This window comes from Pseudomonas sp. FSL R10-0056 (assembly GCF_009600105.1).
Taxonomy (GTDB): Bacteria; Pseudomonadota; Gammaproteobacteria; order Pseudomonadales; family Pseudomonadaceae; genus Aquipseudomonas; species Aquipseudomonas bubulae.
In genome coordinates, this window is sequence record NZ_WIWL01000111.1 from 1 (window position 1) to 24,422 (window position 24,422).

The following is a 24,422-nucleotide window of genomic DNA, read 5'->3' on the forward strand; positions in this document are numbered from 1 at the left end:
ATGTGAGAGTAGGTCATCGTCAAGATTAAATTCCAAACCCCCTGTCTGCTCACGCAGACAGGGGGTTTGTTTTTGTGCGCGAAAAAGCGGTCGCAAGCTTCAAACCGTTACTCTCGGCTTGCCCCATGCTGTTAGCTTGCTGTGTGCGCGGGGTTTCTATGCAATGGCGCCGCTCATGGCTATCATGCGTGCCTCATTGTGAGGCGATACATGCATGCTGACGTTGTTGAAACTCCTCAAAGATGGTCGATTCCACTCAGGGCAAGCGCTTGGTGCTGCACTTGGCGTTAGCCGCAGTGCAGTCTGGAAGCAGCTCCAGCTTTTGGAATCCAACCTGAACCTGTCGATTCATAAAGTTCGTGGCCGTGGCTATCAGTTAGCTGCACCGCTTGAACTCCTTGAGCAGGACCAGTTGACTGCCAGCCCATGGCCTGTCTCGATTCATGATTCATTAGACTCCACCAATGCCGAGGCCTTGCGCGCGATCGACAGTGGCACTGCGGCGCCGTTTGTTGTTACGGCTGAGCGGCAAACTGCTGGTCGTGGACGAAGAGGCCGCAAATGGGTCAGTCCTTTCGCAGAAAATATCTACTACAGCCTTGTTCTTCGCATGGATGGCGGGATGCGCCAGCTTGAAGGGCTTAGCCTTGTGGTTGGTCTGGCAGTACTGAGTGCGCTTCGCGGGGTGGGGATATCTGACGCCGGCCTCAAATGGCCAAATGATGTGCTCGTAGGCAACAAGAAAATTGCCGGCATTTTGCTTGAGTTGGTCGGCGATCCGGCTGATGTGTGTCATGTGGTTCTGGGGATCGGCATTAACGTCAATATGCGGGTGGCCAGCGAGGTAGATCAGGCCTGGACCTCGGTATTTCTCGAGTCAGGTCATTCGGTAAACCGCAATGCGCTGATTTCGAAACTCAACGATAGCCTGCTTGTGTATCTGAATCGCCATGCTACCGAGGGCTTTTCGGCATTGCAGGCGCAGTGGGAGCAAAACCACTTGTGGCAGGGTCGTGAAGTCTCTCTGATAGCTGGAGTGCATCAGGTGGATGGCACTGTCATGGGTATTGATCAGCAGGGCGCGCTGCGCATGAGTGTCAATGGCGAAGAGAAAGTGTACAGCGGCGGTGAGCTTAGCTTGAGGTTGCGCCATGATTCTTGAGATGGACTGTGGCAACAGTTTTATAAAGTGGCGTGCCCTTGACGCGGGGGTGGCGGTGGGTGGGGGCGTAGTTGACTCTGATGCTGCGCTGCTGGCCGCGGTGTTGGCCGTTCCGGGGTTGAACATCACCCACTGCCGGTTGGTCAGTGTGCGCAGTGATGATGAGACATCGAGCCTGGTGGCCTCCATCGTGACGACCTTTCGTGTGGCTGCACAGTGCGCGCAGCCTGCAAGGAGTGCCGCAGGTGTGAGTAACGGTTATGAGGAGTTTACCCGTTTGGGGCTCGATCGCTGGCTTGCCGTGGTTGGTGCTTTTGAGTTGGCGAAGAGCGCGTGCCTGGTACTGGATTTCGGTACGGCGGTAACGGCGGACTTCGTGGCTGCTGACGGTCAGCACCTGGGCGGGTTTATTTGTCCCGGGATGCCCTTGATGCGCGATCAGTTGCGCACTCATACACGCCGTATCAGGTATGACGACCTCTCTGCGGAGCAGGCCTTGCTCCAGCGTACGCCCGGGCGTACGACGGTTGAGGCTGTTGAGCGTGGGTGTTTGTTGATGCTGCGGGGCTTTGTGATGACCCAGCTGGAATTGGCGCGCGAGTACTGGGGAGAAGACTTTGAAGTTTTTCTTACCGGCGGTGACGCAAGCCTGGTAAAGGATATGGTTCCAGAAGCGCGCTTGGTGCAAGACCTGGTATTTGTCGGTTTGGCGGTGGTTTGTCCCCTTCCTTGAGGTTTCTATGCGTTGGCTGTTTCTGCTGCTGGTTGTACTGAATGTCTTTTATTACATATGGCACCAGCAAGAGGCTCCGTTGAGGGCCAAAGAAGTTGTTTCCTTGTCTTTGTACAAGGGCAGTCATCAGGGCATACGTCTGCTTGGCGAGGTGCCGCCGGCAGGTCGGGGAGGTGCAGTCGCCATTGACCAGGCGCTGAGTGCGCAATGCATGTTTTTAGGCAATTTACCTGCGCAAGAACAGCTGCACGGCCTGCAGCGCAGGTTGTCTGAGATGGGTATAGCATCTACGCAAGTCGAAGGTGAGCAGGCTGAAATGCCTGGCTATGCCCTCAAGATCAGCCCGCAAGGCACTGCTGCGGCCAGTGAAATGGTTTTGCAGAACCTTGTTAATGAATTCAATGGGTTAAAATACAAAAAAATGCGCTGTGAGGGCTTGCAGGTACCCGATAGTTTGCATAGAATGGCGCCCGCTCCACAGTGAACGCCAAACAGGCTACTAGGTGTGAAGCGAGTCAAGTTGCTAACTTCCTGATTTAATTGAAGAAAGTGGTTGACATAAGGTTGGGATGATGTAGAATTCTAACCAGCTCAGGAGGGGTTCCCGAGCGGCCAAAGGGATCAGACTGTAAATCTGACGTCTACGACTTCGAAGGTTCGAATCCTTCCCCCTCCACCATATTTAAGCTAGAGCAGCAAGATTTGCGGGTGTAGTTTAGTGGTAGAACCTTAGCCTTCCAAGCTAATGATGCGGGTTCGATTCCCGCCACCCGCTCCAGTCTAGCTGTTTTCGCGACATGTTTTGCTCTTGTAGCTCAGTTGGTAGAGCACACCCTTGGTAAGGGTGAGGTCAGCGGTTCAAATCCGCTCAAGAGCTCCATATAACAAGGCAGATATGAAAATATCTGCCTTTGTTTTAACAGGTGCATAGCCTGTCTGGGGTGTTTGCTGGTGGCGCTGTTTTTAGGTGTCACTGCCCTGGTTGGTTGTTACGGTTGTGAGTGGCTCGCATTCTGCTATTCGCTGGCAATTCTCTGCTTGGACAGGGTTGATTGCAAAAGTAATTGCGCTTGTTGTTGAAAAGTCTCTCTCGTGTCGGCATAATCCGCGGCTCGATAATGTTTTAGGTCAGTAGCTCAATTGGCAGAGCGACGGTCTCCAAAACCGTAGGTTGGGGGTTCGATTCCCTCCTGACCTGCCAGATTCGCTCATTGCGTCTGGCTTTCTTTTCACAGGATCCTCTTTGATGACTCCCAAGGCTGAAGTTCAAGGCTCTCGCTTCGATCTCCTCAAGTGGCTTGTAGTGGTAGCTCTTGTGGTGGTTGGCGTTGTTGGGAATCAGTATTATTCTGGTTCGCCGATCCTGTATCGCGTCATTGCACTTCTTGTGATTGCTGCTGTTGCTGCCTATGTGGGCTTGCAGACGGCAAAAGGCAAGTCGTTCGCTGTCCTGGTAAAGGAAGCTCGTACTGAGATTCGTAAAGTCGTATGGCCAACTCGCCAAGAAACTACGCAGACCACGTTGATCGTGGTGGCTGTTGTTCTTGTTATGGCGTTGCTGTTGTGGGGTTTGGATTCCCTGCTCGGCTGGCTCGTTTCCTTGATTGTTGGCTAAGGGTGTCCCGTGGCTAAGCGTTGGTACGTAGTGCATGCTTATTCGGGTTACGAAAAGCATGTTATGCGCTCTCTGATAGAGCGTATTAAGCTGGCAGGCATGGAAGATGGCTTCGGCGAAATTCTGGTTCCCACTGAAGAAGTGGTTGAAATGCGTAATGGCCAGAAGCGCAAAAGCGAACGCAAGTTCTTCCCTGGTTATGTGCTGGTTCAGATGGACATGAGCGAAGGGACTTGGCACTTGGTCAAGGACACTCCGCGTGTCATGGGCTTCATTGGTGGTACTGCTGATAAACCGGCACCTATCACTGATAAAGAAGCAGAAGCAATTCTGCGTCGCGTAGCTGATGGCAGCGACAAGCCCAAGCCGAAAACACTGTTCGAGCCGGGCGAAGTTGTCCGTGTTACCGACGGTCCGTTTGCCGATTTCAATGGCACGGTCGAAGAAGTTAACTACGAAAAGAGCCGCATTCAAGTGGCGGTGCTCATTTTCGGTCGCTCTACTCCGGTAGAGCTAGAGTTTAGCCAGGTCGAAAAGGTCTAGTTAAACACGAATCCCAACCCCATGGCCTAGGCTGTGGGGTTTTGTCGTCACTGGGATAAACGCGCAAGTAACCGGGGAGCCTCTTTAGGCGATTGAACCCGTAATTGGAGTGCCTCATGGCTAAGAAGATTACCGCTTACATCAAGCTGCAAGTGAAGGCCGCTCAGGCTAACCCAAGCCCACCTGTTGGCCCGGCTCTGGGTCAGCACGGCGTGAACATCATGGAATTCTGCAAGGCTTTCAACGCCCGTACTCAGGGTATTGAGCCAGGCCTGCCGACTCCAGTGATCATCACTGTATACAGCGACCGTAGCTTCACGTTCGAAACCAAGTCGACCCCTGCTTCGGTTCTGCTGAAGAAGGCTGCCGGTCTGACTAGCGGTTCCGCTCGTCCAAACACCGTTAAGGTTGGCACTGTAACTCGTGCTCAGCTGGAAGAAATCGCGAAAACCAAAAACGCGGATCTGACTGCAGCTGATATGGAAGCAGCCGTGCGTACTATCGCCGGTTCTGCTCGTAGCATGGGCCTTAACGTGGAGGGTGTGTAATGGCTAAGCTGACCAAGCGTCAAAAGGCAATCGCCGGTAAAATCGAAGCTGGCAAGTCTTACAATTTTGTAGACGCTGCTGCTTTGCTGGCTGAGCTGTCGACTGTAAAATTCAGCGAGTCTTTTGACATCGCCGTTAACCTGGGCGTAGACCCACGTAAATCTGACCAGGTTGTTCGTAGCGCTACTGTGCTGCCACACGGCACTGGCAAGACTGTACGTGTTGCTGTGTTCACTCAGGGTCCAGCTGCTGAAGCTGCTCTGGCTGCCGGCGCTGATCGCGTTGGTATGGACGACCTGGCTGCCGAAATGAAAGGCGGCGACCTGAACTACGACGTAGTTATTGCATCCCCGGACGCAATGCGTGTTGTTGGTCAGTTGGGTCAGATCCTGGGCCCACGTGGTCTGATGCCTAACCCTAAGGTTGGTACTGTAACTCCAGACGTAGCCACCGCTGTTAAGAACGCGAAGGCTGGTCAGGTTCGTTATCGCACCGACAAAAACGGTATCATTCACACTTCCGTTGGCAAGATCGGCTTCGACGCCGTTCAGCTGAAGGAAAACGTTGAAGCCCTGATCGCTGATCTGAAGCGTATCAAACCAGCTTCCTCGAAAGGTATTTATGTTAAGCGCGTAACCCTGAGCACCACTATGGGCCCGGGCCTGGTCATCGACCAGGGTTCCCTGGACGCGTAAGACAAAATTGGCGCAGTCAAATGCGCCAATTGAAAGATTGGGGTCCCTGCCTGGCGGGGGCTATCCAAGACCGTAGGCGGCGAAAGCCTTAAACCTCAAGCCTACGCAGATGGTGCTCCCGGTTCCTTACCGAATCAGACACCAAAACGACATCAGGCCTCGGCCAGATGAAACGGTAACAAGCAGGAGTTAAACCCGTGGCAATTAAACTCGAAGACAAGAAGGCCATCGTCGCTGAAGTCAACGAGGCTGCCAAAGTTGCCCTGTCCGCTGTTGTGGCTGATGCCCGCGGTGTGACAGTAGGCGCTATGACCGGACTCCGTAAAGAGGCTCGTGAAGCTGGCGTTTACGTACGTGTTGTACGTAACACCCTGCTCAAGCGCGCTGTTGCTGACACTGAATACAGTGTTCTCAACGACGTGTTCACTGGCCCGACCTTGATTGCATTCTCGCAAGAACATCCGGGCGCTGCTGCTCGTATCTTCAAAGAGTTCGCAAAAGGTCAGGATAAGTTCGAGATCAAGGCAGCTGCGTTCGAGGGCAAGTTCCTCGCAGCTAATCAGATCGACGTACTGGCAAGTCTGCCGACCCGTGACGAAGCAATTTCTCAGCTGATGAGCGTGATTCAAGGCGCTACCAGCAAATTGGCTCGTACTCTGGCGGCCCTTCGCGACCAGAAAGAAGCTGCTGCAGCCTAAGGCTGAGCGACTCCTTTCAGCGTTTATTGTTTATTTCGATGGCCGCGTAGGCTGTCACCCCAATACAGGAATTTATAGTCATGTCTCTGACTAACGACCAAATCATCGAAGCAATCGGCGAAAAATCCGTTCTGGAAATCGTTGAACTGATCAAAGCAATGGAAGAGAAGTTCGGCGTTTCCGCTGCTGCTGCTTCTGCTGGTCCTGCTGCTGCCGCTGCTGTTGTTGAAGAGCAAACTGAATTCAACGTTATGCTGCTGGAAGCTGGCGAGAAGAAAGTTAACGTGATCAAGGCTGTTCGTGAGCTGACTGGTCTGGGCTTGAAAGAAGCCAAGGCAGTAGTTGACGGCGCTCCAGCTATGGTACTGGAAGCTGTTGCTAAAGAAGCAGCTGACAAAGCCAAGGCTACCTTGGAAGAAGCAGGCGCTAAAGTCGAGCTGAAGTAAGCATCGACCTTGCGTTTCCAGCCCAGGCGTTAAGCTGAGGCTGATGGCTGGTGGCTCTTGCCACCGGCCTTTTTCCGTTATTGGCAGCCGACTAGGTTGGTGCCTTTAACGTGCTGTAACCACCCTGTGCGGTGGAGCAAACCAAGGGGTTTGCACGATTTTCTGGCTGCTCCCGTCGGGAGAGGCCAAACAAGCAGGTGACCAAGCTGGGGAACGCTGATGGCTTACTCATATACTGAGAAAAAACGTATCCGCAAGGACTTTAGCAAGTTGCCGGACGTCATGGATGTGCCGTATCTCTTGGCAATCCAGCTGGATTCGTATCGTGAATTCTTGCAGGCGGGAGCGACTAAAGATCAGTTCCGCGACGTGGGCCTGCATGCGGCCTTCAAATCCGTTTTCCCGATCATCAGCTACTCCGGCAATGCTGCGCTGGAGTACGTCGGTTATCGCTTGGGCGAACCGGCATTTGATGTCAAAGAATGCGTGTTGCGTGGCGTAACGTACGCCGTACCTTTGCGGGTAAAAGTTCGTTTGATCATTTTCGACAAAGAATCGTCGAACAAAGCGATCAAGGACATCAAAGAGCAAGAAGTCTACATGGGTGAAATCCCCCTGATGACTGAAAACGGTACCTTCGTAATCAACGGTACCGAGCGTGTAATTGTTTCCCAGCTGCACCGTTCCCCGGGCGTGTTCTTTGACCACGACCGCGGCAAGACGCACAGCTCCGGTAAGCTGCTTTATTCCGCGCGTATCATTCCTTACCGTGGTTCGTGGCTCGATTTCGAGTTCGACCCGAAAGACTGCGTGTTCGTGCGTATTGACCGTCGTCGCAAGCTGCCTGCATCGGTATTGCTGCGCGCGCTGGGTTATACCACTGAGCAAGTGCTGGACGCGTTCTACACCACCAACGTGTTCCACGTTCAGGGTGAGAGCATCAGCCTGGAGCTGGTTCCACAGCGTCTGCGCGGTGAAATCGCGGCCATCGATATTACCGATGACAAAGGCAAGGTGATTGTTGAGCAGGGTCGTCGTATCACTGCCCGTCATATCAACCAGCTGGAAAAAGCCGGTGTCAAAGAGCTCGTTATGCCTCTGGACTATGTCCTGGGTCGCACAACGGCCAAGGCTATCGTGCATCCGGCTACTGGCGAAATCATTGCTGAGTGCAACACCGAGCTGACCACTGAAATCCTGGCAAAAGTTGCCAAGGGCCAGGTTGTTCGCATCGAAACGTTGTACACCAACGATATCGACTGCGGTCCGTTCGTCTCCGACACGCTGAAGATCGACTCCACCAGCAACCAACTGGAAGCGCTGGTCGAAATCTATCGCATGATGCGTCCAGGCGAGCCGCCAACCAAAGACGCTGCCGAGACTCTGTTCAACAACCTGTTCTTCAGCCCTGAGCGCTATGACCTGTCTGCGGTCGGCCGGATGAAGTTCAACCGTCGTATCGGTCGTACCGAGATCGAAGGTTCGGGCGTGTTGTGCAAAGAAGACATCGTTGCCGTGCTGAAGACCCTGGTCGACATCCGTAACGGTAAAGGCATCGTCGATGACATCGACCACCTGGGTAACCGTCGTGTTCGCTGTGTAGGCGAAATGGCCGAGAACCAGTTCCGCGTTGGCCTGGTACGTGTTGAGCGTGCGGTCAAAGAGCGTCTGTCGATGGCTGAAAGCGAAGGCCTGATGCCGCAAGACCTGATCAACGCCAAGCCTGTGGCTGCGGCGGTGAAAGAGTTCTTCGGTTCCAGCCAGCTGTCCCAGTTCATGGACCAGAACAACCCTCTGTCCGAGATCACCCACAAGCGCCGTGTTTCTGCACTGGGCCCGGGCGGTCTGACGCGTGAGCGTGCGGGCTTTGAAGTTCGTGACGTACACCCGACTCACTACGGCCGTGTTTGCCCTATTGAGACGCCGGAAGGTCCGAACATCGGTCTGATCAACTCCCTGGCTGCCTATGCGCGCACCAACCAGTACGGCTTCCTCGAGAGCCCGTACCGTGTAGTGAAAGACGCACTGGTAACTGACGAGATCGTTTTCCTGTCCGCCATCGAAGAAGCTGATCACGTGATCGCTCAGGCCTCGGCCACGATGAACGACAAGAAAGTGCTGATCGACGAGCTGGTTGCTGTTCGTCACTTGAACGAATTCACCGTCAAGGCGCCGGAAGACGTCACCTTGATGGACGTTTCGCCGAAGCAGGTTGTTTCGGTTGCAGCGTCGCTGATCCCGTTCCTGGAACACGATGACGCCAACCGTGCGTTGATGGGTTCCAACATGCAGCGTCAAGCTGTACCAACCCTGCGCGCTGACAAGCCGCTGGTAGGTACCGGCATGGAGCGTAACGTAGCTCGTGACTCCGGCGTTTGCGTCGTGGCTCGTCGTGGCGGCGTGATCGACTCTGTTGATGCCAGCCGTATCGTGGTTCGTGTTGCTGATGACGAAGTTGAAACTGGCGAAGCCGGTGTCGACATCTACAACCTGACCAAATACACCCGTTCCAACCAGAACACTTGCATCAACCAGCGTCCGCTGGTGCGCAAGGGTGACCGTGTACAGCGTAGCGACATCATGGCTGACGGCCCGTCCACCGATATGGGTGAACTGGCGCTGGGTCAAAACATGCGCATCGCGTTCATGGCCTGGAACGGTTACAACTTCGAAGACTCCATCTGCTTGTCGGAACGAGTTGTTCAAGAAGACCGCTTTACCACGATCCACATTCAGGAACTGACCTGTGTGGCACGTGACACCAAGCTTGGGCCTGAAGAGATCACTGCAGACATCCCTAACGTGGGTGAAGCTGCACTGAACAAACTGGACGAAGCCGGTATCGTTTACGTAGGTGCTGAAGTTGGCGCCGGTGACATTCTGGTAGGTAAGGTCACTCCGAAAGGCGAGACCCAGCTGACTCCGGAAGAGAAGCTGTTGCGTGCCATCTTCGGTGAAAAAGCCAGCGACGTTAAAGACACCTCCCTGCGCGTACCTACCGGTACCAAAGGTACTGTTATCGACGTACAGGTCTTCACCCGTGACGGCGTTGAGCGTGATGCTCGTGCACTGTCGATCGAGAAGACCCAGCTGGACGAGATCCGCAAGGATCTGAACGAAGAGTTCCGTATCGTTGAAGGCGCTACCTTCGAACGTCTGCGCTCTGCTCTGGTTGGCCGCATTGCCGAAGGTGGTGCCGGTCTGAAGAAAGGTCAGGAAATCACCAATGAAATCCTGGACGGTCTTGAGCATGGTCAGTGGTTCAAACTGCGCATGGCTGAAGATGCTCTGAACGAGCAGCTTGAAAAGGCTCAGGCTTACATCATCGATCGCCGTCGTCTGCTGGACGACAAGTTCGAAGACAAGAAGCGCAAACTGCAGCAGGGCGATGACCTGGCTCCAGGCGTGCTGAAAATCGTCAAGGTTTACCTGGCAATCCGCCGTCGCATCCAGCCGGGTGACAAGATGGCCGGTCGTCACGGTAACAAGGGTGTGGTCTCCGTGATCATGCCGGTTGAAGACATGCCGTACGATGCCAATGGCACCCCGGTTGATGTGGTCCTCAACCCGTTGGGCGTACCTTCGCGTATGAACGTTGGTCAGATTCTCGAAACTCACCTGGGCCTCGCGGCCAAAGGTCTGGGCGAGAAGATCAACCTCATGATTGAAGAACAACGCAAGGTCGCTGACCTGCGTAAGTTCCTGCATGAGATCTACAACGAAATTGGCGGTCGTCAAGAAAGCCTGGATGACTTCTCCGATCAGGAAATCCTGGATCTGGCGAAGAACCTTCGCGGCGGTGTGCCAATGGCTACCCCGGTGTTCGACGGTGCCAAGGAAAGCGAAATCAAGGCAATGCTTCGTTTGGCAGACCTGCCAGACAGCGGCCAGATGGTGCTGACTGATGGTCGTACCGGCAACAAGTTCGAGCGTCCGGTTACCGTTGGCTACATGTACATGCTGAAGCTGAACCACTTGGTAGACGACAAGATGCACGCTCGTTCTACCGGTTCTTACAGCCTGGTTACCCAGCAGCCGCTGGGTGGTAAGGCACAGTTCGGTGGTCAGCGTTTCGGGGAGATGGAGGTCTGGGCGCTGGAAGCCTACGGCGCGGCATACACTCTGCAAGAAATGCTCACAGTGAAGTCGGACGATGTGAACGGCCGTACCAAGATGTACAAAAACATCGTGGACGGCGATCACCGTATGGAGCCGGGCATGCCCGAGTCCTTCAACGTGTTGATCAAAGAAATTCGTTCCCTCGGCATCGATATCGATCTGGAAACCGAATAACACGTGACGCGAATCGAGAGCGGGGCTGTATGGCCCGCTCTCTGCTCCGCCAGGAGGAAAGGCCTTGAAAGACCTACTGAATTTGCTGAAAAACCAGGGTCAAGTCGAAGAGTTCGACGCCATCCGTATTGGATTGGCATCGCCTGAGATGATCCGTTCGTGGTCGTTCGGTGAAGTTAAAAAGCCGGAAACCATCAACTACCGTACGTTCAAGCCTGAGCGTGACGGCCTGTTCTGCGCCAAGATCTTTGGCCCGGTAAAGGATTACGAGTGCCTGTGCGGTAAGTACAAGCGCTTGAAGCACCGCGGTGTGATCTGTGAGAAGTGTGGCGTTGAAGTCGCACTGGCCAAGGTCCGTCGCGAGCGCATGGCTCACATCGAACTGGCTTCGCCGGTTGCTCACATCTGGTTCCTGAAATCGCTGCCGTCCCGTATCGGCTTGCTGATGGACATGACCCTGCGTGATATCGAACGCGTTCTCTACTTCGAGAGCTATGTCGTTATCGATCCGGGCATGACCACTCTGGAAAAAGGTCAGCTGCTGAACGATGAGCAGTACTTCGAAGCGCTGGAAGAGTTCGGCGACGACTTTGATGCCCGCATGGGTGCTGAAGCTGTCCGTGAACTGCTGCACGCTATCGACCTGGAGCACGAGATTGGCCGTCTGCGTGAAGAAATTCCGCAAACCAACTCTGAAACCAAAATCAAGAAGCTGTCCAAGCGCCTGAAGTTGATGGAAGCCTTCCTGGGCTCCGGCAACCTTCCGGAGTGGATGGTTCTGACCGTTCTGCCGGTTCTGCCGCCAGATCTGCGTCCTCTGGTACCGTTGGATGGCGGTCGTTTCGCGACTTCCGACCTCAACGACCTGTACCGTCGAGTGATCAACCGTAACAACCGCTTGAAGCGCCTGCTTGATCTGTCCGCTCCGGACATCATCGTGCGCAACGAAAAGCGTATGTTGCAAGAAGCGGTCGACGCACTGCTCGACAACGGCCGTCGTGGTCGCGCTATCACCGGTTCGAACAAGCGTCCTCTGAAATCCCTGGCTGACATGATCAAGGGTAAGCAAGGTCGTTTCCGTCAGAACTTGCTCGGTAAGCGTGTTGACTACTCGGGTCGTTCGGTAATTACCGTAGGTCCGACCCTGCGTCTGCACCAGTGCGGTCTGCCGAAGAAAATGGCTCTCGAGCTGTTCAAGCCGTTCATTTTCGGCAAGCTGGAAATGCGTGGTCTTGCTACCACCATCAAAGCCGCCAAGAAGATGGTTGAGCGCGAGTTGCCGGAAGTGTGGGACGTTCTCGCTGAAGTTATCCGCGAACACCCGGTTCTTCTCAACCGTGCACCGACCCTTCACCGTCTGGGTATCCAGGCGTTTGAACCGGTACTGATCGAAGGTAAAGCTATCCAGCTGCACCCTCTGGTCTGTGCTGCGTACAACGCCGACTTCGACGGCGACCAAATGGCCGTGCACGTACCGCTGACACTGGAAGCCCAGTTGGAAGCGCGCGCGTTGATGATGTCGACCAACAACATTCTGTCGCCAGCCAACGGTGAGCCAATCATCGTTCCGTCGCAGGACGTTGTATTGGGTCTGTACTACATGACGCGTGAAGCGATCAACGCCAAAGGCGAAGGTCGTGTATTCGCTGACTTGCAGGAAGTTGACCGTGTATTCCGTGCCGGCGAAGCCGCACTGCACGCCAAGGTCAAGGTTCGTATCAACGAAACCGTCAACGACCGTGATGGCGGCAGCGTGACCAACACCCGTATCGTCGACACCACTGTCGGCCGTGCGCTGTTGTTCCAGGTTGTGCCAAAAGGTCTGTCGTACGACGTCGTCAACCTGCCGATGAAGAAAAAAGCGATCTCCAAGCTGATCAACCAGTGCTACCGCGTGGTTGGTTTGAAAGAGACCGTGATCTTCGCTGACCAGTTGATGTACACCGGTTTTGCTTACTCGACCATCTCCGGCGTTTCCATCGGTGTTAACGACTTCGTTATCCCGGATGAAAAAGCTCGCATCATCGCGGCTGCAACCGATGAAGTGAAAGAGATCGAAAGTCAGTACGCCTCCGGCCTGGTAACCCAGGGCGAGAAGTACAACAAGGTAATCGACCTTTGGTCGAAAGCTAACGATGAAGTTTCCAAGGCGATGATGTCCAACCTCTCGAAAGAGAAGGTAATCGACCGCCACGGCAACGAAGTCGAGCAAGAATCGTTCAACTCGATGTACATGATGGCCGACTCCGGCGCACGGGGTTCTGCTGCGCAGATCCGTCAGCTGGCCGGTATGCGTGGTCTGATGGCCAAGCCGGACGGTTCCATCATCGAAACGCCGATTACTGCGAACTTCCGTGAAGGTTTGAGCGTACTTCAGTACTTCATCTCGACTCACGGTGCTCGTAAGGGTCTGGCGGATACCGCCTTGAAAACAGCTAACTCCGGTTACCTGACACGTCGTCTGGTAGACGTTGCACAAGATCTGGTTGTGACTGAAGTTGACTGCGGTACCGAACACGGTCTGCTGATGACTCCGCACATCGAAGGCGGCGACGTTGTTGAGCCATTGGGTGAGCGCGTACTGGGTCGAGTAATCGCCCGTGACGTATTCAAGCCGGGCACCGAGGAAGTTATCGTTCCTGCAGGCACCCTGGTTGACGAGAAGTGGGTTGAATTCATCGAGCTGAACAGCATCGACGAAGTGATCGTGCGCTCGCCAATCAGCTGCGAAACCCGTTTCGGTATCTGCGCCAAGTGCTACGGCCGTGATCTGGCTCGTGGTCACCAGGTGAACATCGGTGAAGCTGTCGGCGTTATCGCTGCCCAGTCGATCGGTGAGCCGGGTACACAGCTGACCATGCGTACGTTCCACATCGGTGGTGCGGCAAGCCGGACCTCCGCTGCTGACAGCGTTCAGGTGAAGAATGGCGGTACTGTCCGTCTGCACAACCTGAAGCACGTTGAGCGTGTAGATGGCTGCCTGGTTGCAGTATCCCGTTCCGGTGAGCTGGCCATTGCTGATGACTTCGGTCGTGAGCGTGAGCGTTACAAGCTGCCGTACGGCGCCGTGATTTCGGTTAAAGAAGGTGACAAGGTTGACGCTGGCTCTATCGTAGCCAAGTGGGATCCTCACACTCACCCAATCGTTACCGAAATGAAAGGTACCGTGACCTACGTGGGCATGGAAGAAGGCATCACGATCAAGCGTCAGACTGACGAATTGACCGGTATGACCAACATTGAAGTACTTGATGCCAAAGACCGTCCAGCTGCCGGCAAGGACATTCGTCCAGCCGTCAAGATGGTGGGTGTTGATGGCAAGGATCTGCTGTTGCCAGGTACCGACGTACCGGCTCAGTACTTCCTGCCAGCGAACGCCTTGGTCGGTGTAGCGGATGGTGCGGAAATCGCGATCGGTGACGTTATCGCTCGTATTCCGCAAGAAACTTCGAAAACTCGAGACATCACCGGTGGTCTGCCACGGGTTGCTGACTTGTTCGAAGCCCGTCGTCCGAAAGAAGCCTCGATTCTGGCTGAAGTCAGCGGCACCATCGCGTTCGGTAAAGAAACCAAAGGCAAGCGCCGTCTGGTTATTACCCCGAACGACGGTACTGATCCGTACGAAGAGCTGATTCCAAAGTGGCGCCACCTGAACGTCTTCGAAGGCGAACAAGTGAACCGCGGCGAAGTTATCTCCGACGGTCCAAGCGATCCACACGACATCCTGCGTCTGCTGGGTGTGAGTGCGCTGGCCAAGTACATCGTTAACGAGATCCAGGACGTTTACCGTCTGCAAGGCGTAAAAATCAACGATAAGCACATCGAGACCATTCTGCGTCAGATGCTGCGTAAAGTTGAGATTGCCGAGTCTGGCGATTCCACCTTCATCAAGGGCGACCAGATGGAGTTGACGCAGGTATTGACCGAGAACGAGCGTCTGGGCAACGAAGACAAGTTCGTGTCCAAGTTCACTCGCGTCCTGCTGGGTATCACCAAGGCGTCGTTGTCGACTGAATCGTTCATCTCGGCGGCCTCTTTCCAGGAGACCACTCGAGTACTGACCGAAGCGGCGGTAACCGGCAAGCGCGATTACCTGCGCGGCCTGAAAGAAAACGTTGTCGTGGGTCGTCTGATCCCGGCAGGTACCGGTTTGGCATACCACAGCGAGCGTAAGCGCCGCCGTGAGGCTGACAAGCCGTTGCGCGTAAGCGCCAGTGAAGTGGAAGCTGCACTGACCGAAGCGCTGAACTCGAGCGGTAACTGAGTTCTGCGGTAAATGATGGGCGGGCCCCGGCAGTTCCGTTCATCGAATCGAGACAATTTGTCTGGGTTTGATGAGTGGAAGTGTCGGGGCCTTGCCTTGACTGGGGGCAAGATCCTCTTTAGACTCTTGTACCCCTAAATTTGGCGGGAATTCGTTCCTGCCATTTTGCTTTTCTTGCAAGACAATAGCGTCGCAAGACAACAGTGGAGCTAGTAGATGGCAACTATCAACCAGCTGGTACGTCAGCCGCGTAAGCGTATCGTCGAGAAATCCGACGTACCTGCGCTGCAAAACTGCCCGCAACGTCGTGGCGTATGCACCCGTGTGTATACAACTACGCCGAAAAAACCTAACTCGGCACTGCGTAAAGTATGCCGTGTGCGCCTGACCAACGGTTTCGAGGTTTCCTCGTACATCGGTGGTGAAGGTCACAACCTGCAAGAACACAGCGTGGTACTGATTCGTGGCGGTCGTGTAAAAGACTTGCCAGGTGTTCGTTACCACACCGTTCGCGGCTCTTTGGATACTTCCGGCGTTAAAGGTCGTAACCAAGGTCGTTCGAAGTACGGTACCAAGAAGCCGAAGTAGTCTTCGGTTTCCGGTAAATAATGCAGATTTCTTTTTTTCTGAGTCGATAAGAGTAAGGTCGGACCTGCATCCCTGGGGTGTAATGGTTCCGAGCTAACCTGAAGACCGTTTGAGGGCTTATCCATGCCAAGAAGACGCGTAGCAGCCAAGCGCGAAGTGCTTGACGATCCAAAATACGGAAGCCAAATTCTGGCCAAGTTCATGAACCACGTGATGGAAAGCGGCAAAAAAGCCGTTGCCGAGCGTATCGTTTATGGCGCGCTGGAAAAGGTTAAAGAACGCAAGAACAGCGATCCCCTGGAACTCTTCGAGAAAGCTCTCGACGCCATCGCTCCGCTGGTCGAAGTGAAGTCGCGCCGTGTAGGCGGTGCTACTTACCAGGTTCCGGTCGAAGTTCGCCCGTCCCGTCGTAACGCCCTGGCAATGCGCTGGTTGGTAGACTTCGCCCGCAAGCGCGGCGAGAAGTCTATGGCTCTGCGTTTGGCTGGCGAACTGTTGGACGCTGCCGAAGGTAAAGGTGCTGCTGTTAAGAAGCGTGAAGACGTGCACCGTATGGCCGAAGCTAACAAAGCTTTCTCGCACTACCGCTTCTAATTTCAGCTTCACTAATTTTGCGAGGGCTTTATGGCTCGTACTACTCCGATTAGTCGCTACCGTAACATCGGTATCGTCGCTCACGTGGATGCTGGTAAAACCACCACCACCGAGCGCGTACTGTTTTACACTGGCAAAAGTCACAAAATGGGCGAGGTGCATGATGGCGCCGCGACCACAGACTGGATGGTTCAGGAGCAGGAGCGTGGTATTACCATTACTTCTGCTGCCATTACCGCCTTCTGGAAAGGTTCTGCCAAGCAGTACAAGGACGAACACCGCTTCAACGTAATCGATACCCCGGGCCACGTTGACTTCACTATTGAAGTTGAGCGTTCCCTGCGTGTACTCGACGGCGCTGTCGTTGTGTTCTGTGGTACCTCGGGCGTTGAGCCTCAGTCGGAAACCGTATGGCGTCAAGCCAACAAATACGGCGTTCCACGTCTTGTTTACGTAAACAAGATGGACCGTGCTGGTGCCAACTTCCTGCGCGTTATCGAGCAGATCAAGAAGCGTCTGGGCCACACTCCAGTTCCAATCCAGTTGGCTATCGGTTCCGAAGACAACTTCCAGGGTCAGATCGATCTGATCAACATGGAAGCTGTGTACTGGAACGATGCTGACAAAGGTATGGTTCCTGTTCGCAAAGAAATTCCAGCTGAGCTGAAAGATCTTGCTGACGAGTGGCGCGACAACATGGTTCAGGCTGCGGCCGAAGCCAATGAAGAGCTGATGAACAAGTACCTCGAAGGTGAAGAATTCACCATCGCGGAAATCAAGGCGGCTCTGCGTCAGCGTACTATCGCTGGTGAGATCGTCCTGGCTGTTTGCGGTTCTTCCTTCAAGAACAAGGGTGTTCCCCTGGTTCTCGACGCCGTTATCGACTTCCTGCCTGCTCCGACTGATATTCCTGCCATCAAGGGTACTGACCCGGATGACGAGACTATCGAACTGGAGCGTCATGCAGACGACAACGAGCCGTTCTCGGCTCTGGCGTTCAAGATCGCTACCGACCCATTCGTGGGTACCTTGACCTTCGTCCGTGTTTACTCGGGCGTGTTGAACTCCGGCGACGGCGTAATCAACTCGGTTAAGGGCAAGAAAGAGCGCGTGGGTCGTATGGTGCAAATGCACGCAAACGCCCGTGAAGAAATCAAGGAAGTACGCGCTGGTGACATCGCGGCCTTGATCGGCATGAAGGACGTCACCACTGGTGAGACTTTGTGCAACGCTGACAAGCCAATCATTCTGGTTCGTATGGACTTCCCGGAGCCGGTTATTTCGGTTGCCGTAGAGCCTAAGACCAAGGATGACCAGGAAAAAATGGGTGTTGCACTGGGCAAGCTTGCTCAGGAAGATCCATCTTTCCGCGTTAAAACTGATGAAGAGACTGGTCAAACGATCATCTCTGGCATGGGCGAGCTGCACCTGGACATCCTGGTTGACCGGATGCGCCGTGAGTTCAACGTCGAAGCCAACATCGGTAAGCCTCAGGTTTCCTATCGTGAGCGCATCACGAAGAACTGTGAGATCGAAGGCAAGTTCGTTCGTCAGTCCGGCGGTCGTGGCCAGTTTGGTCACTGCTGGATTCGTTTTGCACCTGCTGACGAAGGTCAGGAAGGTCTGCAGTTCGTGAACGAAGTGGTAGGTGGTGTGGTTCCTAAGGAATACATCCCGGCTATCCAGAAGGGTATCGAAGAGCAGATGAAGAACGGTGTTGTTGCCGGCTATCCGCTGATCGGCCTGAAGGCTACCGTGTTTGATGGTTCTTACCACGACGTCGACTCCAACGAGATGGCGTTTAAGGTGGCTGCTTCCATGGCGACCAAGCAACTGGCTACCAAAGGTGGCGGTGAGCTGCTTGAGCCGATCATGGCGGTAGAGGTTGTTACACCTGAAGACTATATGGGTGACGTGATGGGCGACTTGAACCGTCGTCGCGGCATGATCCAGGGTATGGAAGATACGGTCTCCGGCAAAGTAATTCGTGCTGAAGTACCGTTGGGTGAAATGTTCGGTTATGCGACCGACGTTCGTTCCATGTCCCAGGGTCGCGCAAGCTACTCTATGGAATTCAAAAAATACGATACAGCTCCGGCGCACATCGTCGAAACTGTTACTAAAAAACAAGGCTGATTTAGTTCAGTCCTTTAGGCAAGGAGTTAATTGTCGTGGCTAAAGAAAAATTTGATCGTTCCCTACCGCACGTCAACGTTGGCACTATCGGTCACGTTGACCATGGTAAAACCACGCTGACTGCAGCTCTGACCCGTGTTTGCTCCGAAGTTTTCGGTTCGGCAATCGTTGACTTCGATAAAATCGACAGCGCGCCAGAAGAAAAAGCTCGTGGTATCACGATCAACACTGCGCACGTTGAATACAACTCGCACATTCGTCACTACGCTCACGTTGACTGCCCAGGTCACGCTGACTATGTGAAGAACATGATCACCGGTGCTGCTCAGATGGACGGCGCTATCCTGGTTTGTTCGGCCGCTGATGGTCCGATGCCACAAACCCGTGAGCACATCCTGCTGTCCCGTCAGGTTGGCGTTCCGTACATCGTGGTTTTCCTGAACAAGGCTGACCTGGTAGACGACGCTGAGCTGCTGGAACTGGTTGAGATGGAAGTTCGTGACCTGCTGTCGACTTACGACTTCCCAGGCGACGACACTCCGATCATCATCGGTTCGGCTCGTATGGCGCTGGAAGGCAAAGACGACAACGAAATGGGCACCACTGCCGTTCGTAAACTGGTTGAAACTCTGGATACCTACATTCCAGATCCAGTACGTGTTATCGACAAGCCGTTCCTGATGCCAATCGAAGACGTATTCTCGATCTCCGGTCGCGGTACTGTTGTAACTGGCCGTATCGAGCGCGGTATCGTTCGCGTTCAAGATCCGCTGGAAATCGTTGGTCTGCGTGACACTACTGTTACCACCTGCACCGGCGTTGAAATGTTCCGTAAGCTGCTCGACGAAGGTCGTGCGGGCGAGAACTGCGGCGTGCTGCTGCGCGGCACCAAGCGTGACGACGTTGAGCGTGGCCAGGTTCTGGTTAAGCCAGGCTCGGTTAAGCCACACACTACCTTCGAAGCTGAAGTGTACGTGTTGAGCAAAGAAGAAGGCGGCCGTCACACTCCGTTCTTCAAAGGCTACCGTCCTCAGTTCTACTTCCGTACAACTGACGTAACTGGTAACTGCGAACTGCCGGAAGGCGTTGAGATGGTAATGCCGGGCGACAACATCAAAATGGTTGTTACCCTGATCAAAACCATCGCAATGGAAGACGGTCTGCGTTTCGCAATCCGTGAAGGCGGTCGTACCGTTGGCGCTGGCGTTGTAGCCAAAATCATCGCGTAAGTGATGATTGCCTGAAAAAAGCCCCCGCTCAGCGGGGGCTTTTTTTATTGAGTTGACACCTACTGGGGTCGTCTATAGAATTGCGCCTCCTTTTAACGGGCGTATTGCGCTCGGTGGGAACAGCAATCTGGAGTCTGAAATCCAATGCAAAATCAGCAAATCCGTATCAGGTTGAAGGCTTTTGACCATCGCCTGATCGACCAATCAACCCAGGAAATCGTGGAAACCGCGAAACGTACTGGTGCTCAAGTGCGTGGTCCAATTCCACTGCCTACCCGTAAAGAGCGGTTCACCGTTCTGGTCTCCCCGCACGTCAACAAAGACGCGCGTGACCAGTACGAGATCCGTACTCATAAGCGCGTACTGGACATCGTCCAGCCAACGGATAAAACCGTTGATGCACTTATGAAGCTTGATCTTGCGGCCGGTGTGGAAGTGCAGATCAGCCTCGGCTAAGACTTGGGTCTTAGTCGTGTAACGCTCTGAAATGGGCGGCCATAGCGGGTGAAAGCCCCGTACACTCATGAGGTTTACAACATGACTATTGGTGTAGTCGGTCGTAAATGCGGTATGACCCGTATTTTCACCGAAGAAGGTGTCTCCATTCCGGTCACGGTCATTGAGATCGAGCCGAATCGCGTCACCCAGTTCAAAACTGAAGAAACCGATGGCTATCGTGCAGTGCAAGTCACTGTCGGCGAGCGTCGCGCTTCGCGTGTAACAGCTGCTCAAGCGGGTCACTTCGCTAAAGCAAACGTTGCCGCCGGTCGTACCGTAATGGAATTCCGTCTTGAAGAAGGCGAGTACCAGGCTGGCGATCTGATCAACACTGAAATCTTCACCGCTGGCCAACTGGTTGATGTAACCGGTCAGTCCAAGGGTAAAGGCTTCCAGGGTACGATCAAGCGTTGGAATTTCCGTGGCCAAGACAACACTCACGGTAACTCCGTTTCCCACCGCGTCCCGGGCTCTATTGGCCAGTGCCAGACTCCTGGTCGTGTATTCAAGGGCAAAAAAATGTCCGGTCATATGGGCGCTGAGCGCGTGACCGTGCAGTCCCTGGAAGTAGTGCGCGTCGACGCTGAACGCAATCTGTTGTTGGTCAAGGGTGCTGTTCCTGGCGCTACTGGCGGCAACCTGGTTGTACGTCCAGCGGCCAAGGCTCGCGGTTAAGGGGAAGCTGACATGCAATTAAATGTAAATGACGCTCAAGCGATCGAAGTTTCCGAACTGACTTTCGGCGGCGAATTCAACGAGACGCTGGTTCACCAAGCAGTCGTGGCCTACATGGCCGGCGGCCGTCAAGGTAGCAAGCAGCAAAAGACCCGTTCCGACGTTCGTGGTGGCGGTAAGCGCCCTTGGCGTCAGAAAGGTACTGGCCGTGCTCGTGCCGGTACTATCCGTAGCCCAATCTGGCGTGGCGGCGGTACCACTTTCGCAGCTCGTCCACAGGATCACTCCCAGAAGCTGAACAAGAAGATGTATCGCGCAGCAATGCGTTCCATCCTTGCTGAGCTGGTGCGTACTGATCGTCTGGTCGTGGTTCAGGACTTCGCTGTTGAAGCGCCGAAAACCAAAGATCTGCTCAACAAGCTGAATGGCATGGGTCTGACTGATGTCCTGATCGTGTCTGAAGGTGTTGATCAGAACCTGTACCTGGCTGCTCGTAACCTGCCACACGTTGATGTACGTGACGTGCAAGGTTCCGATCCAGTTAGTCTGATCGCATACGACAAGGTGTTGATCACCGTGTCGGCCGTGAAGAAATTCGAGGAGCTGCTGGGATGAACCAGGAACGCGTATTTAAAGTTCTGCTTGGCCCGCACGTTTCCGAGAAGGCTACGGTTCTGGCAGACAAGAAAGGCCAGTTCGTTTTCAAGGTTGCTACCGATGCAACCAAGCTGGAAATCAAGAAGGCCGTCGAAAGCCTGTTCAGCGTGAAAGTTGAGCGTGTTACTACCCTGAACGTTCTGGGTAAGAGCAAGCGCACCGCTCGCGGCGTGGGCAAGCGTAATGACTGGAAGAAGGCAGTAATCTCCCTTCAGCCAGGCCAAGATCTCGATTTCAGCAGCAGTGCTGAGTAAGGAAGGGGTGCATCATGGCAATCGTTAAATGCAAACCGACTTCCCCTGGCCGCCGTCATGTGGTCAAGGTGGTCAACCAGGAGCTGCATAAAGGCGCTCCTCACGCACCGCTGCTCGAGAAGAAATCGAAGTCTGGTGGTCGTAACAACAATGGCCGTATTACCACTCGTCACATCGGTGGTGGTCATAAGCAGCATTACCGTATGGTCGACTTCCGTCGCAACGACAAAGATGGCATTCCAGCCACTGTTGAGCGTATCGAATACGATCCAAACCGTACTGCTCACATCGCTCTGATGCTGTACGCAGACGGCGAGCGCCGCTACATCATCGCCCCTAAAGGCGTGAGTGCTGGCGACCAGCTGATTTCGGGTGCTTTGGCCCCAATCAAGCCGGGTAACTCGTTGCAACTGCGCAGCATTCCAGTTGGTAGCACCGTACACGGCATCGAATTGAAGCCGGGTAAAGGCGCGCAAATCGCACGTTCCGCTGGTGCTTCGGCTCAGCTGGTCGCTCGTGATGGTGTCTATGTGACCCTGCGTCTGCGCTCTGGTGAAATGCGTAAAGTACTGGCTGAATGCCGTGCGACCCTGGGTGAAGTCTCGAACTCCGAGCACAGCCTGCGTTCGCTGGGTAAAGCTGGTGCCAAACGCTGGCGTGGCGTTCGCCCAACCGTTCGTGGTGTTGCCATGAACCCGGTTGACCACCCACATGGTGGTGGTGAAGGTCGTACCTCTGGTGGTCGTCATCCGGTATCGCCATGGGGCTTCCCGACTAAGGGCGCGAAGACTCGTGGTAATAAGCGTACCGACAAAATGATCGTCCGTCGTCGCAAGTAAATAGAGGGATACGACAGTGCCACGTTCTCTGAAAAAAGGTCCTTTTATTGATCTTCACCTACTGAAGAAGATCGAAGTGGCGGCGGAAAAGAACGATCGCAAACCGGTGAAAACCTGGTCGCGTCGTTCGATGATCCTGCCACAAATGGTCGGTCTGACCATCGCTGTGCATAACGGTCGTCTTCATGTCCCAGTTCTCGTGAACGAAGACATGGTTGGCCATAAACTAGGCGAGTTTGCCGGTACCCGCACTTATCGTGGGCACGTGGCAGACAAGAAAGCCAAGCGTTAAGGGGTAAGGAACGATGGAAGTAGCCGCTAAGTTGTCGGGCGCTCGAATCTCCGCCCAGAAAGCCCGCTTGGTCGCCGACCAGATCCGCGGGAAGAAGGTGGGCGAAGCGCTCAACCTGTTGGCTTTCAGCAACAAGAAAGCCGCCGAGATCATCAAGAAAGTGCTGGAGTCGGCCGTAGCCAACGCCGAGCATAACGAAGGCGCAGACGTTGACGACTTGAAAGTCGCCACCGTTTTCGTCAACGAAGGGCGTTCGCTGAAGCGCATCATGCCGCGTGCCAAAGGCCGCGCTGATCGCATCGTCAAGCGGTCTTGCCATATCACTGTCAAGGTTGCTGACAAGTAACGGAGTCGAAGAGATGGGTCAGAAAGTACATCCCATTGGCATTCGCCTGGGAATCGTCAAGGAGCACACCTCCGTCTGGTACGCAGACGGCCGGACTTATGCGGACTACTTGTTCGCTGATCTGAAGGTGCGTGAATACCTCCAAGACAAACTAAAAAGCGCGTCCGTAAGCCGTATCGATATCCATCGTCCGGCCCAAACTGCACGTATCACCATCCACACCGCTCGTCCAGGTATCGTTATCGGGAAGAAAGGTGAAGATGTTGAGAAACTGCGTCAGGACCTGACCAAGCAAATGGGTGTGCCTGTGCACATCAATATCGAAGAGATCCGCAAGCCGGAACTCGACGGTATGCTGGTTGCGCAGAGCGTAGCTCAGCAGCTGGAGCGTCGTGTAATGTTCCGTCGCGCGATGAAACGCGCTGTACAGAACGCTATGCGCATTGGTGCCAAAGGCATCAAAATCCAAGTGAGCGGTCGTCTCGGCGGTGCTGAAATCGCACGTACTGAATGGTATCGCGAAGGTCGTGTGCCATTGCACACCCTGCGTGCCGACATCGACTATGCCAACTACGAAGCTCACACCACTTACGGTGTGATCGGTGTAAAGGTTTGGATCTTCAAAGGCGAAGTAATTGGTGGTCGCCAAGAAGAACTGAAGCCACAAGCACCAGCGCCTCGTAAAAAAGCTGCTAAGTAAGGGGTACGCCAAATGTTACAACCTAAGCGTACGAAGTTCCGCAAGCAAATGACTGGCCACAACCGTGGCTTGGCATTGCGCGGTAGCAAAGTCAGCTTCGGCGAATACGCGCTGAAGTCTGTTGCTCGTGGTCGTCTCACCGCTCGTCAGATCGAATCAGCGCGTCGTGCACTGACCCGTCACGTTAAGCGTGGCGGCAAGATCTGGATCCGTGTATTCCCGGACAAGCCTATTTCCAAAAAGCCCCTAGAAGTTCGTATGGGTAAAGGTAAGGGTAACGTGGAATATTGGGTTGCCCAGATTCAGCCAGGCAAAGTCCTGTATGAAATCGAGGGTGTTACTGAAGAGCTGGCGCGTGAGGCTTTCGCCCTGGCTGCTGCAAAGCTGCCGCTCGCCACCTCCTTTGTTAAACGGACGGTGATGTGATGAAAGCGAATGAACTTCGTGAAAAATCCGCACAGCAGCTGAACGAGCAACTGCTCGGCTTGCTGCGCGACCAGTTCAATCTGCGTATGCAGAAAGCAACTGGCCAGTTGGGGCAGTCGCATCTGCTCTCGCAAGTTAAGCGTGACATCGCTCGCGTGAAGACTGTGCTCAAACAGCAGGCAGGTAAGTAA

At 54.3% G+C, this 24,422-nt stretch carries 25 protein-coding genes and 4 tRNA genes; all 29 read left to right on the top strand.

Annotated elements, in window-relative coordinates; all coding sequences use genetic code 11:
- Positions 1-214: 214 nt before the first annotated feature.
- The 29 genes from birA (at position 215) to rpmC (ending at position 24,422) form a co-directional block, all read left to right on the top strand.
- On the top strand, positions 215-1,162 hold the full coding sequence (gene birA, locus GHO42_RS05060; RefSeq protein ID WP_095019088.1) for a bifunctional biotin--[acetyl-CoA-carboxylase] ligase/biotin operon repressor BirA: 948 nt from the start codon (positions 215-217) through the stop codon (positions 1,160-1,162).
- The gene (locus tag GHO42_RS05065) at positions 1,152-1,895 is read left to right on the top strand and encodes a pantothenate kinase (protein WP_153327395.1); all 744 of its coding nucleotides are present in this window, start codon (positions 1,152-1,154) and stop codon (positions 1,893-1,895) included. Before birA ends, GHO42_RS05065 begins: the two co-directional genes overlap by 11 nt.
- A 7-nt stretch (positions 1,896-1,902) precedes the next feature.
- The gene (locus tag GHO42_RS05070) at positions 1,903-2,379 is read left to right on the top strand and encodes a hypothetical protein (RefSeq protein ID WP_153327393.1); all 477 of its coding nucleotides are present in this window, start codon (positions 1,903-1,905) and stop codon (positions 2,377-2,379) included.
- Positions 2,380-2,489: 110 nt separating this feature from the next.
- A tRNA-Tyr gene (locus tag GHO42_RS05075) sits at positions 2,490-2,574 on the top strand.
- A gap of 25 nt (positions 2,575-2,599) precedes the next feature.
- Positions 2,600-2,673, top strand: a tRNA-Gly gene (locus GHO42_RS05080).
- A gap of 26 nt (positions 2,674-2,699) precedes the next feature.
- Positions 2,700-2,775, top strand: a tRNA-Thr gene (locus GHO42_RS05085).
- Positions 2,776-3,020: 245 nt separating this feature from the next.
- Positions 3,021-3,096 (top strand) — tRNA-Trp (locus GHO42_RS05090).
- Between the two features lie 45 nt (positions 3,097-3,141).
- Positions 3,142-3,510: a preprotein translocase subunit SecE gene (gene secE, locus GHO42_RS05095; protein ID WP_016779165.1), complete on the top strand. Its 369-nt coding sequence runs from the start codon at positions 3,142-3,144 to the stop codon at positions 3,508-3,510.
- 9 nt (positions 3,511-3,519) lie between these two features.
- On the top strand, positions 3,520-4,053 hold the full coding sequence (nusG, locus tag GHO42_RS05100; protein ID WP_026014126.1) for a transcription termination/antitermination protein NusG: 534 nt from the start codon (positions 3,520-3,522) through the stop codon (positions 4,051-4,053).
- Between the two features lie 116 nt (positions 4,054-4,169).
- Positions 4,170-4,601 carry a 50S ribosomal protein L11 gene (rplK, locus tag GHO42_RS05105; protein WP_008008888.1) on the top strand — a complete coding sequence of 144 codons (432 nt, stop codon included), beginning with the start codon at positions 4,170-4,172 and terminating at the stop codon, positions 4,599-4,601.
- Positions 4,601-5,296, top strand: coding sequence for a 50S ribosomal protein L1 (gene rplA / locus GHO42_RS05110; protein ID WP_016779167.1), 696 nt, complete (start codon positions 4,601-4,603; stop codon positions 5,294-5,296). Before rplK ends, rplA begins: the two co-directional genes overlap by 1 nt.
- A 197-nt stretch (positions 5,297-5,493) precedes the next feature.
- On the top strand, positions 5,494-5,994 hold the full coding sequence (rplJ, locus tag GHO42_RS05115; protein ID WP_016779168.1) for a 50S ribosomal protein L10: 501 nt from the start codon (positions 5,494-5,496) through the stop codon (positions 5,992-5,994).
- An 80-nt stretch (positions 5,995-6,074) separates the two neighbouring features.
- Positions 6,075-6,440 carry a 50S ribosomal protein L7/L12 gene (rplL, locus tag GHO42_RS05120; protein WP_016779169.1) on the top strand — a complete coding sequence of 122 codons (366 nt, stop codon included), beginning with the start codon at positions 6,075-6,077 and terminating at the stop codon, positions 6,438-6,440.
- Positions 6,441-6,659: 219 nt separating this feature from the next.
- Positions 6,660-10,733: a DNA-directed RNA polymerase subunit beta gene (rpoB, locus tag GHO42_RS05125; RefSeq protein ID WP_016779170.1), complete on the top strand. Its 4,074-nt coding sequence runs from the start codon at positions 6,660-6,662 to the stop codon at positions 10,731-10,733.
- Between the two features lie 64 nt (positions 10,734-10,797).
- A complete protein-coding gene (rpoC, locus tag GHO42_RS05130; RefSeq protein WP_094999501.1) occupies positions 10,798-14,997 on the top strand; it encodes a DNA-directed RNA polymerase subunit beta' in 4,200 nt (1,399 codons plus the stop codon).
- 216 nt (positions 14,998-15,213) lie between these two features.
- A complete protein-coding gene (rpsL, locus tag GHO42_RS05135; RefSeq protein WP_002555494.1) occupies positions 15,214-15,585 on the top strand; it encodes a 30S ribosomal protein S12 in 372 nt (123 codons plus the stop codon).
- 123 nt (positions 15,586-15,708) lie between these two features.
- The gene (gene rpsG / locus GHO42_RS05140; RefSeq protein WP_016779172.1) at positions 15,709-16,179 is read left to right on the top strand and encodes a 30S ribosomal protein S7; all 471 of its coding nucleotides are present in this window, start codon (positions 15,709-15,711) and stop codon (positions 16,177-16,179) included.
- A 30-nt stretch (positions 16,180-16,209) separates the two neighbouring features.
- Positions 16,210-18,315, top strand: coding sequence for an elongation factor G (fusA, locus tag GHO42_RS05145; RefSeq protein ID WP_094999500.1), 2,106 nt, complete (start codon positions 16,210-16,212; stop codon positions 18,313-18,315).
- Positions 18,316-18,350: 35 nt separating this feature from the next.
- A complete protein-coding gene (gene tuf / locus GHO42_RS05150; RefSeq protein WP_016779174.1) occupies positions 18,351-19,544 on the top strand; it encodes an elongation factor Tu in 1,194 nt (397 codons plus the stop codon).
- 144 nt (positions 19,545-19,688) lie between these two features.
- A complete protein-coding gene (gene rpsJ, locus GHO42_RS05155) occupies positions 19,689-20,000 on the top strand; it encodes a 30S ribosomal protein S10 (protein ID WP_003186070.1) in 312 nt (103 codons plus the stop codon).
- 81 nt (positions 20,001-20,081) lie between these two features.
- Positions 20,082-20,717, top strand: coding sequence for a 50S ribosomal protein L3 (rplC, locus tag GHO42_RS05160; RefSeq protein WP_016779175.1), 636 nt, complete (start codon positions 20,082-20,084; stop codon positions 20,715-20,717).
- Between the two features lie 12 nt (positions 20,718-20,729).
- On the top strand, positions 20,730-21,332 hold the full coding sequence (rplD, locus tag GHO42_RS05165; protein WP_016779176.1) for a 50S ribosomal protein L4: 603 nt from the start codon (positions 20,730-20,732) through the stop codon (positions 21,330-21,332).
- Entirely contained in the window at positions 21,329-21,628 is a 300-nt protein-coding gene (rplW, locus tag GHO42_RS05170; protein WP_003444375.1) for a 50S ribosomal protein L23, read from the top strand. Before rplD ends, rplW begins: the two co-directional genes overlap by 4 nt.
- Positions 21,629-21,642: 14 nt before the next feature.
- A complete protein-coding gene (gene rplB, locus GHO42_RS05175; protein WP_016779177.1) occupies positions 21,643-22,467 on the top strand; it encodes a 50S ribosomal protein L2 in 825 nt (274 codons plus the stop codon).
- 16 nt (positions 22,468-22,483) lie between these two features.
- Entirely contained in the window at positions 22,484-22,759 is a 276-nt protein-coding gene (gene rpsS / locus GHO42_RS05180) for a 30S ribosomal protein S19 (protein ID WP_003232420.1), read from the top strand.
- Between the two features lie 13 nt (positions 22,760-22,772).
- Positions 22,773-23,105 carry a 50S ribosomal protein L22 gene (gene rplV / locus GHO42_RS05185; protein ID WP_003444373.1) on the top strand — a complete coding sequence of 111 codons (333 nt, stop codon included), beginning with the start codon at positions 22,773-22,775 and terminating at the stop codon, positions 23,103-23,105.
- Between the two features lie 13 nt (positions 23,106-23,118).
- On the top strand, positions 23,119-23,805 hold the full coding sequence (gene rpsC / locus GHO42_RS05190; RefSeq protein ID WP_003176422.1) for a 30S ribosomal protein S3: 687 nt from the start codon (positions 23,119-23,121) through the stop codon (positions 23,803-23,805).
- A gap of 12 nt (positions 23,806-23,817) precedes the next feature.
- Complete coding sequence (rplP, locus tag GHO42_RS05195; RefSeq protein WP_016779178.1) at positions 23,818-24,231, top strand: 50S ribosomal protein L16; 414 nt, start codon at positions 23,818-23,820, stop codon at positions 24,229-24,231.
- On the top strand, positions 24,231-24,422 hold the full coding sequence (rpmC, locus tag GHO42_RS05200; protein WP_003444371.1) for a 50S ribosomal protein L29: 192 nt from the start codon (positions 24,231-24,233) through the stop codon (positions 24,420-24,422). Before rplP ends, rpmC begins: the two co-directional genes overlap by 1 nt.

Bases quoted from the DNA above. Each gene is read 5' to 3' on its own strand.
- rplC (WP_016779175.1), top strand. From the start codon at position 20,082: ATGACTATTGGTGTAGTCGGTCGTAAATGCGGTATGACCCGTATTTTC.
- GHO42_RS05070 (WP_153327393.1), top strand. From the start codon at position 1,903: ATGCGTTGGCTGTTTCTGCTGCTGGTTGTACTGAATGTCTTTTATTAC.
- rpsG (WP_016779172.1), top strand. From the start codon at position 15,709: ATGCCAAGAAGACGCGTAGCAGCCAAGCGCGAAGTGCTTGACGATCCA.
- rplP (WP_016779178.1), top strand. From the start codon at position 23,818: ATGTTACAACCTAAGCGTACGAAGTTCCGCAAGCAAATGACTGGCCAC.
- rplD (WP_016779176.1), top strand. From the start codon at position 20,730: ATGCAATTAAATGTAAATGACGCTCAAGCGATCGAAGTTTCCGAACTG.
- rpsL (WP_002555494.1), top strand. From the start codon at position 15,214: ATGGCAACTATCAACCAGCTGGTACGTCAGCCGCGTAAGCGTATCGTC.
- rpsJ (WP_003186070.1), top strand. From the start codon at position 19,689: ATGCAAAATCAGCAAATCCGTATCAGGTTGAAGGCTTTTGACCATCGC.
- rplL (WP_016779169.1), top strand. From the start codon at position 6,075: ATGTCTCTGACTAACGACCAAATCATCGAAGCAATCGGCGAAAAATCC.
- rplA (WP_016779167.1), top strand. From the start codon at position 4,601: ATGGCTAAGCTGACCAAGCGTCAAAAGGCAATCGCCGGTAAAATCGAA.
- rplK (WP_008008888.1), top strand. From the start codon at position 4,170: ATGGCTAAGAAGATTACCGCTTACATCAAGCTGCAAGTGAAGGCCGCT.
- birA (WP_095019088.1), top strand. From the start codon at position 215: ATGCTGACGTTGTTGAAACTCCTCAAAGATGGTCGATTCCACTCAGGG.
- GHO42_RS05065 (WP_153327395.1), top strand. From the start codon at position 1,152: ATGATTCTTGAGATGGACTGTGGCAACAGTTTTATAAAGTGGCGTGCC.
- secE (WP_016779165.1), top strand. From the start codon at position 3,142: ATGACTCCCAAGGCTGAAGTTCAAGGCTCTCGCTTCGATCTCCTCAAG.
- rpsC (WP_003176422.1), top strand. From the start codon at position 23,119: ATGGGTCAGAAAGTACATCCCATTGGCATTCGCCTGGGAATCGTCAAG.
- rplW (WP_003444375.1), top strand. From the start codon at position 21,329: ATGAACCAGGAACGCGTATTTAAAGTTCTGCTTGGCCCGCACGTTTCC.
- rplB (WP_016779177.1), top strand. From the start codon at position 21,643: ATGGCAATCGTTAAATGCAAACCGACTTCCCCTGGCCGCCGTCATGTG.
- fusA (WP_094999500.1), top strand. From the start codon at position 16,210: ATGGCTCGTACTACTCCGATTAGTCGCTACCGTAACATCGGTATCGTC.
- rpoB (WP_016779170.1), top strand. From the start codon at position 6,660: ATGGCTTACTCATATACTGAGAAAAAACGTATCCGCAAGGACTTTAGC.
- rpmC (WP_003444371.1), top strand. From the start codon at position 24,231: ATGAAAGCGAATGAACTTCGTGAAAAATCCGCACAGCAGCTGAACGAG.
- rplV (WP_003444373.1), top strand. From the start codon at position 22,773: ATGGAAGTAGCCGCTAAGTTGTCGGGCGCTCGAATCTCCGCCCAGAAA.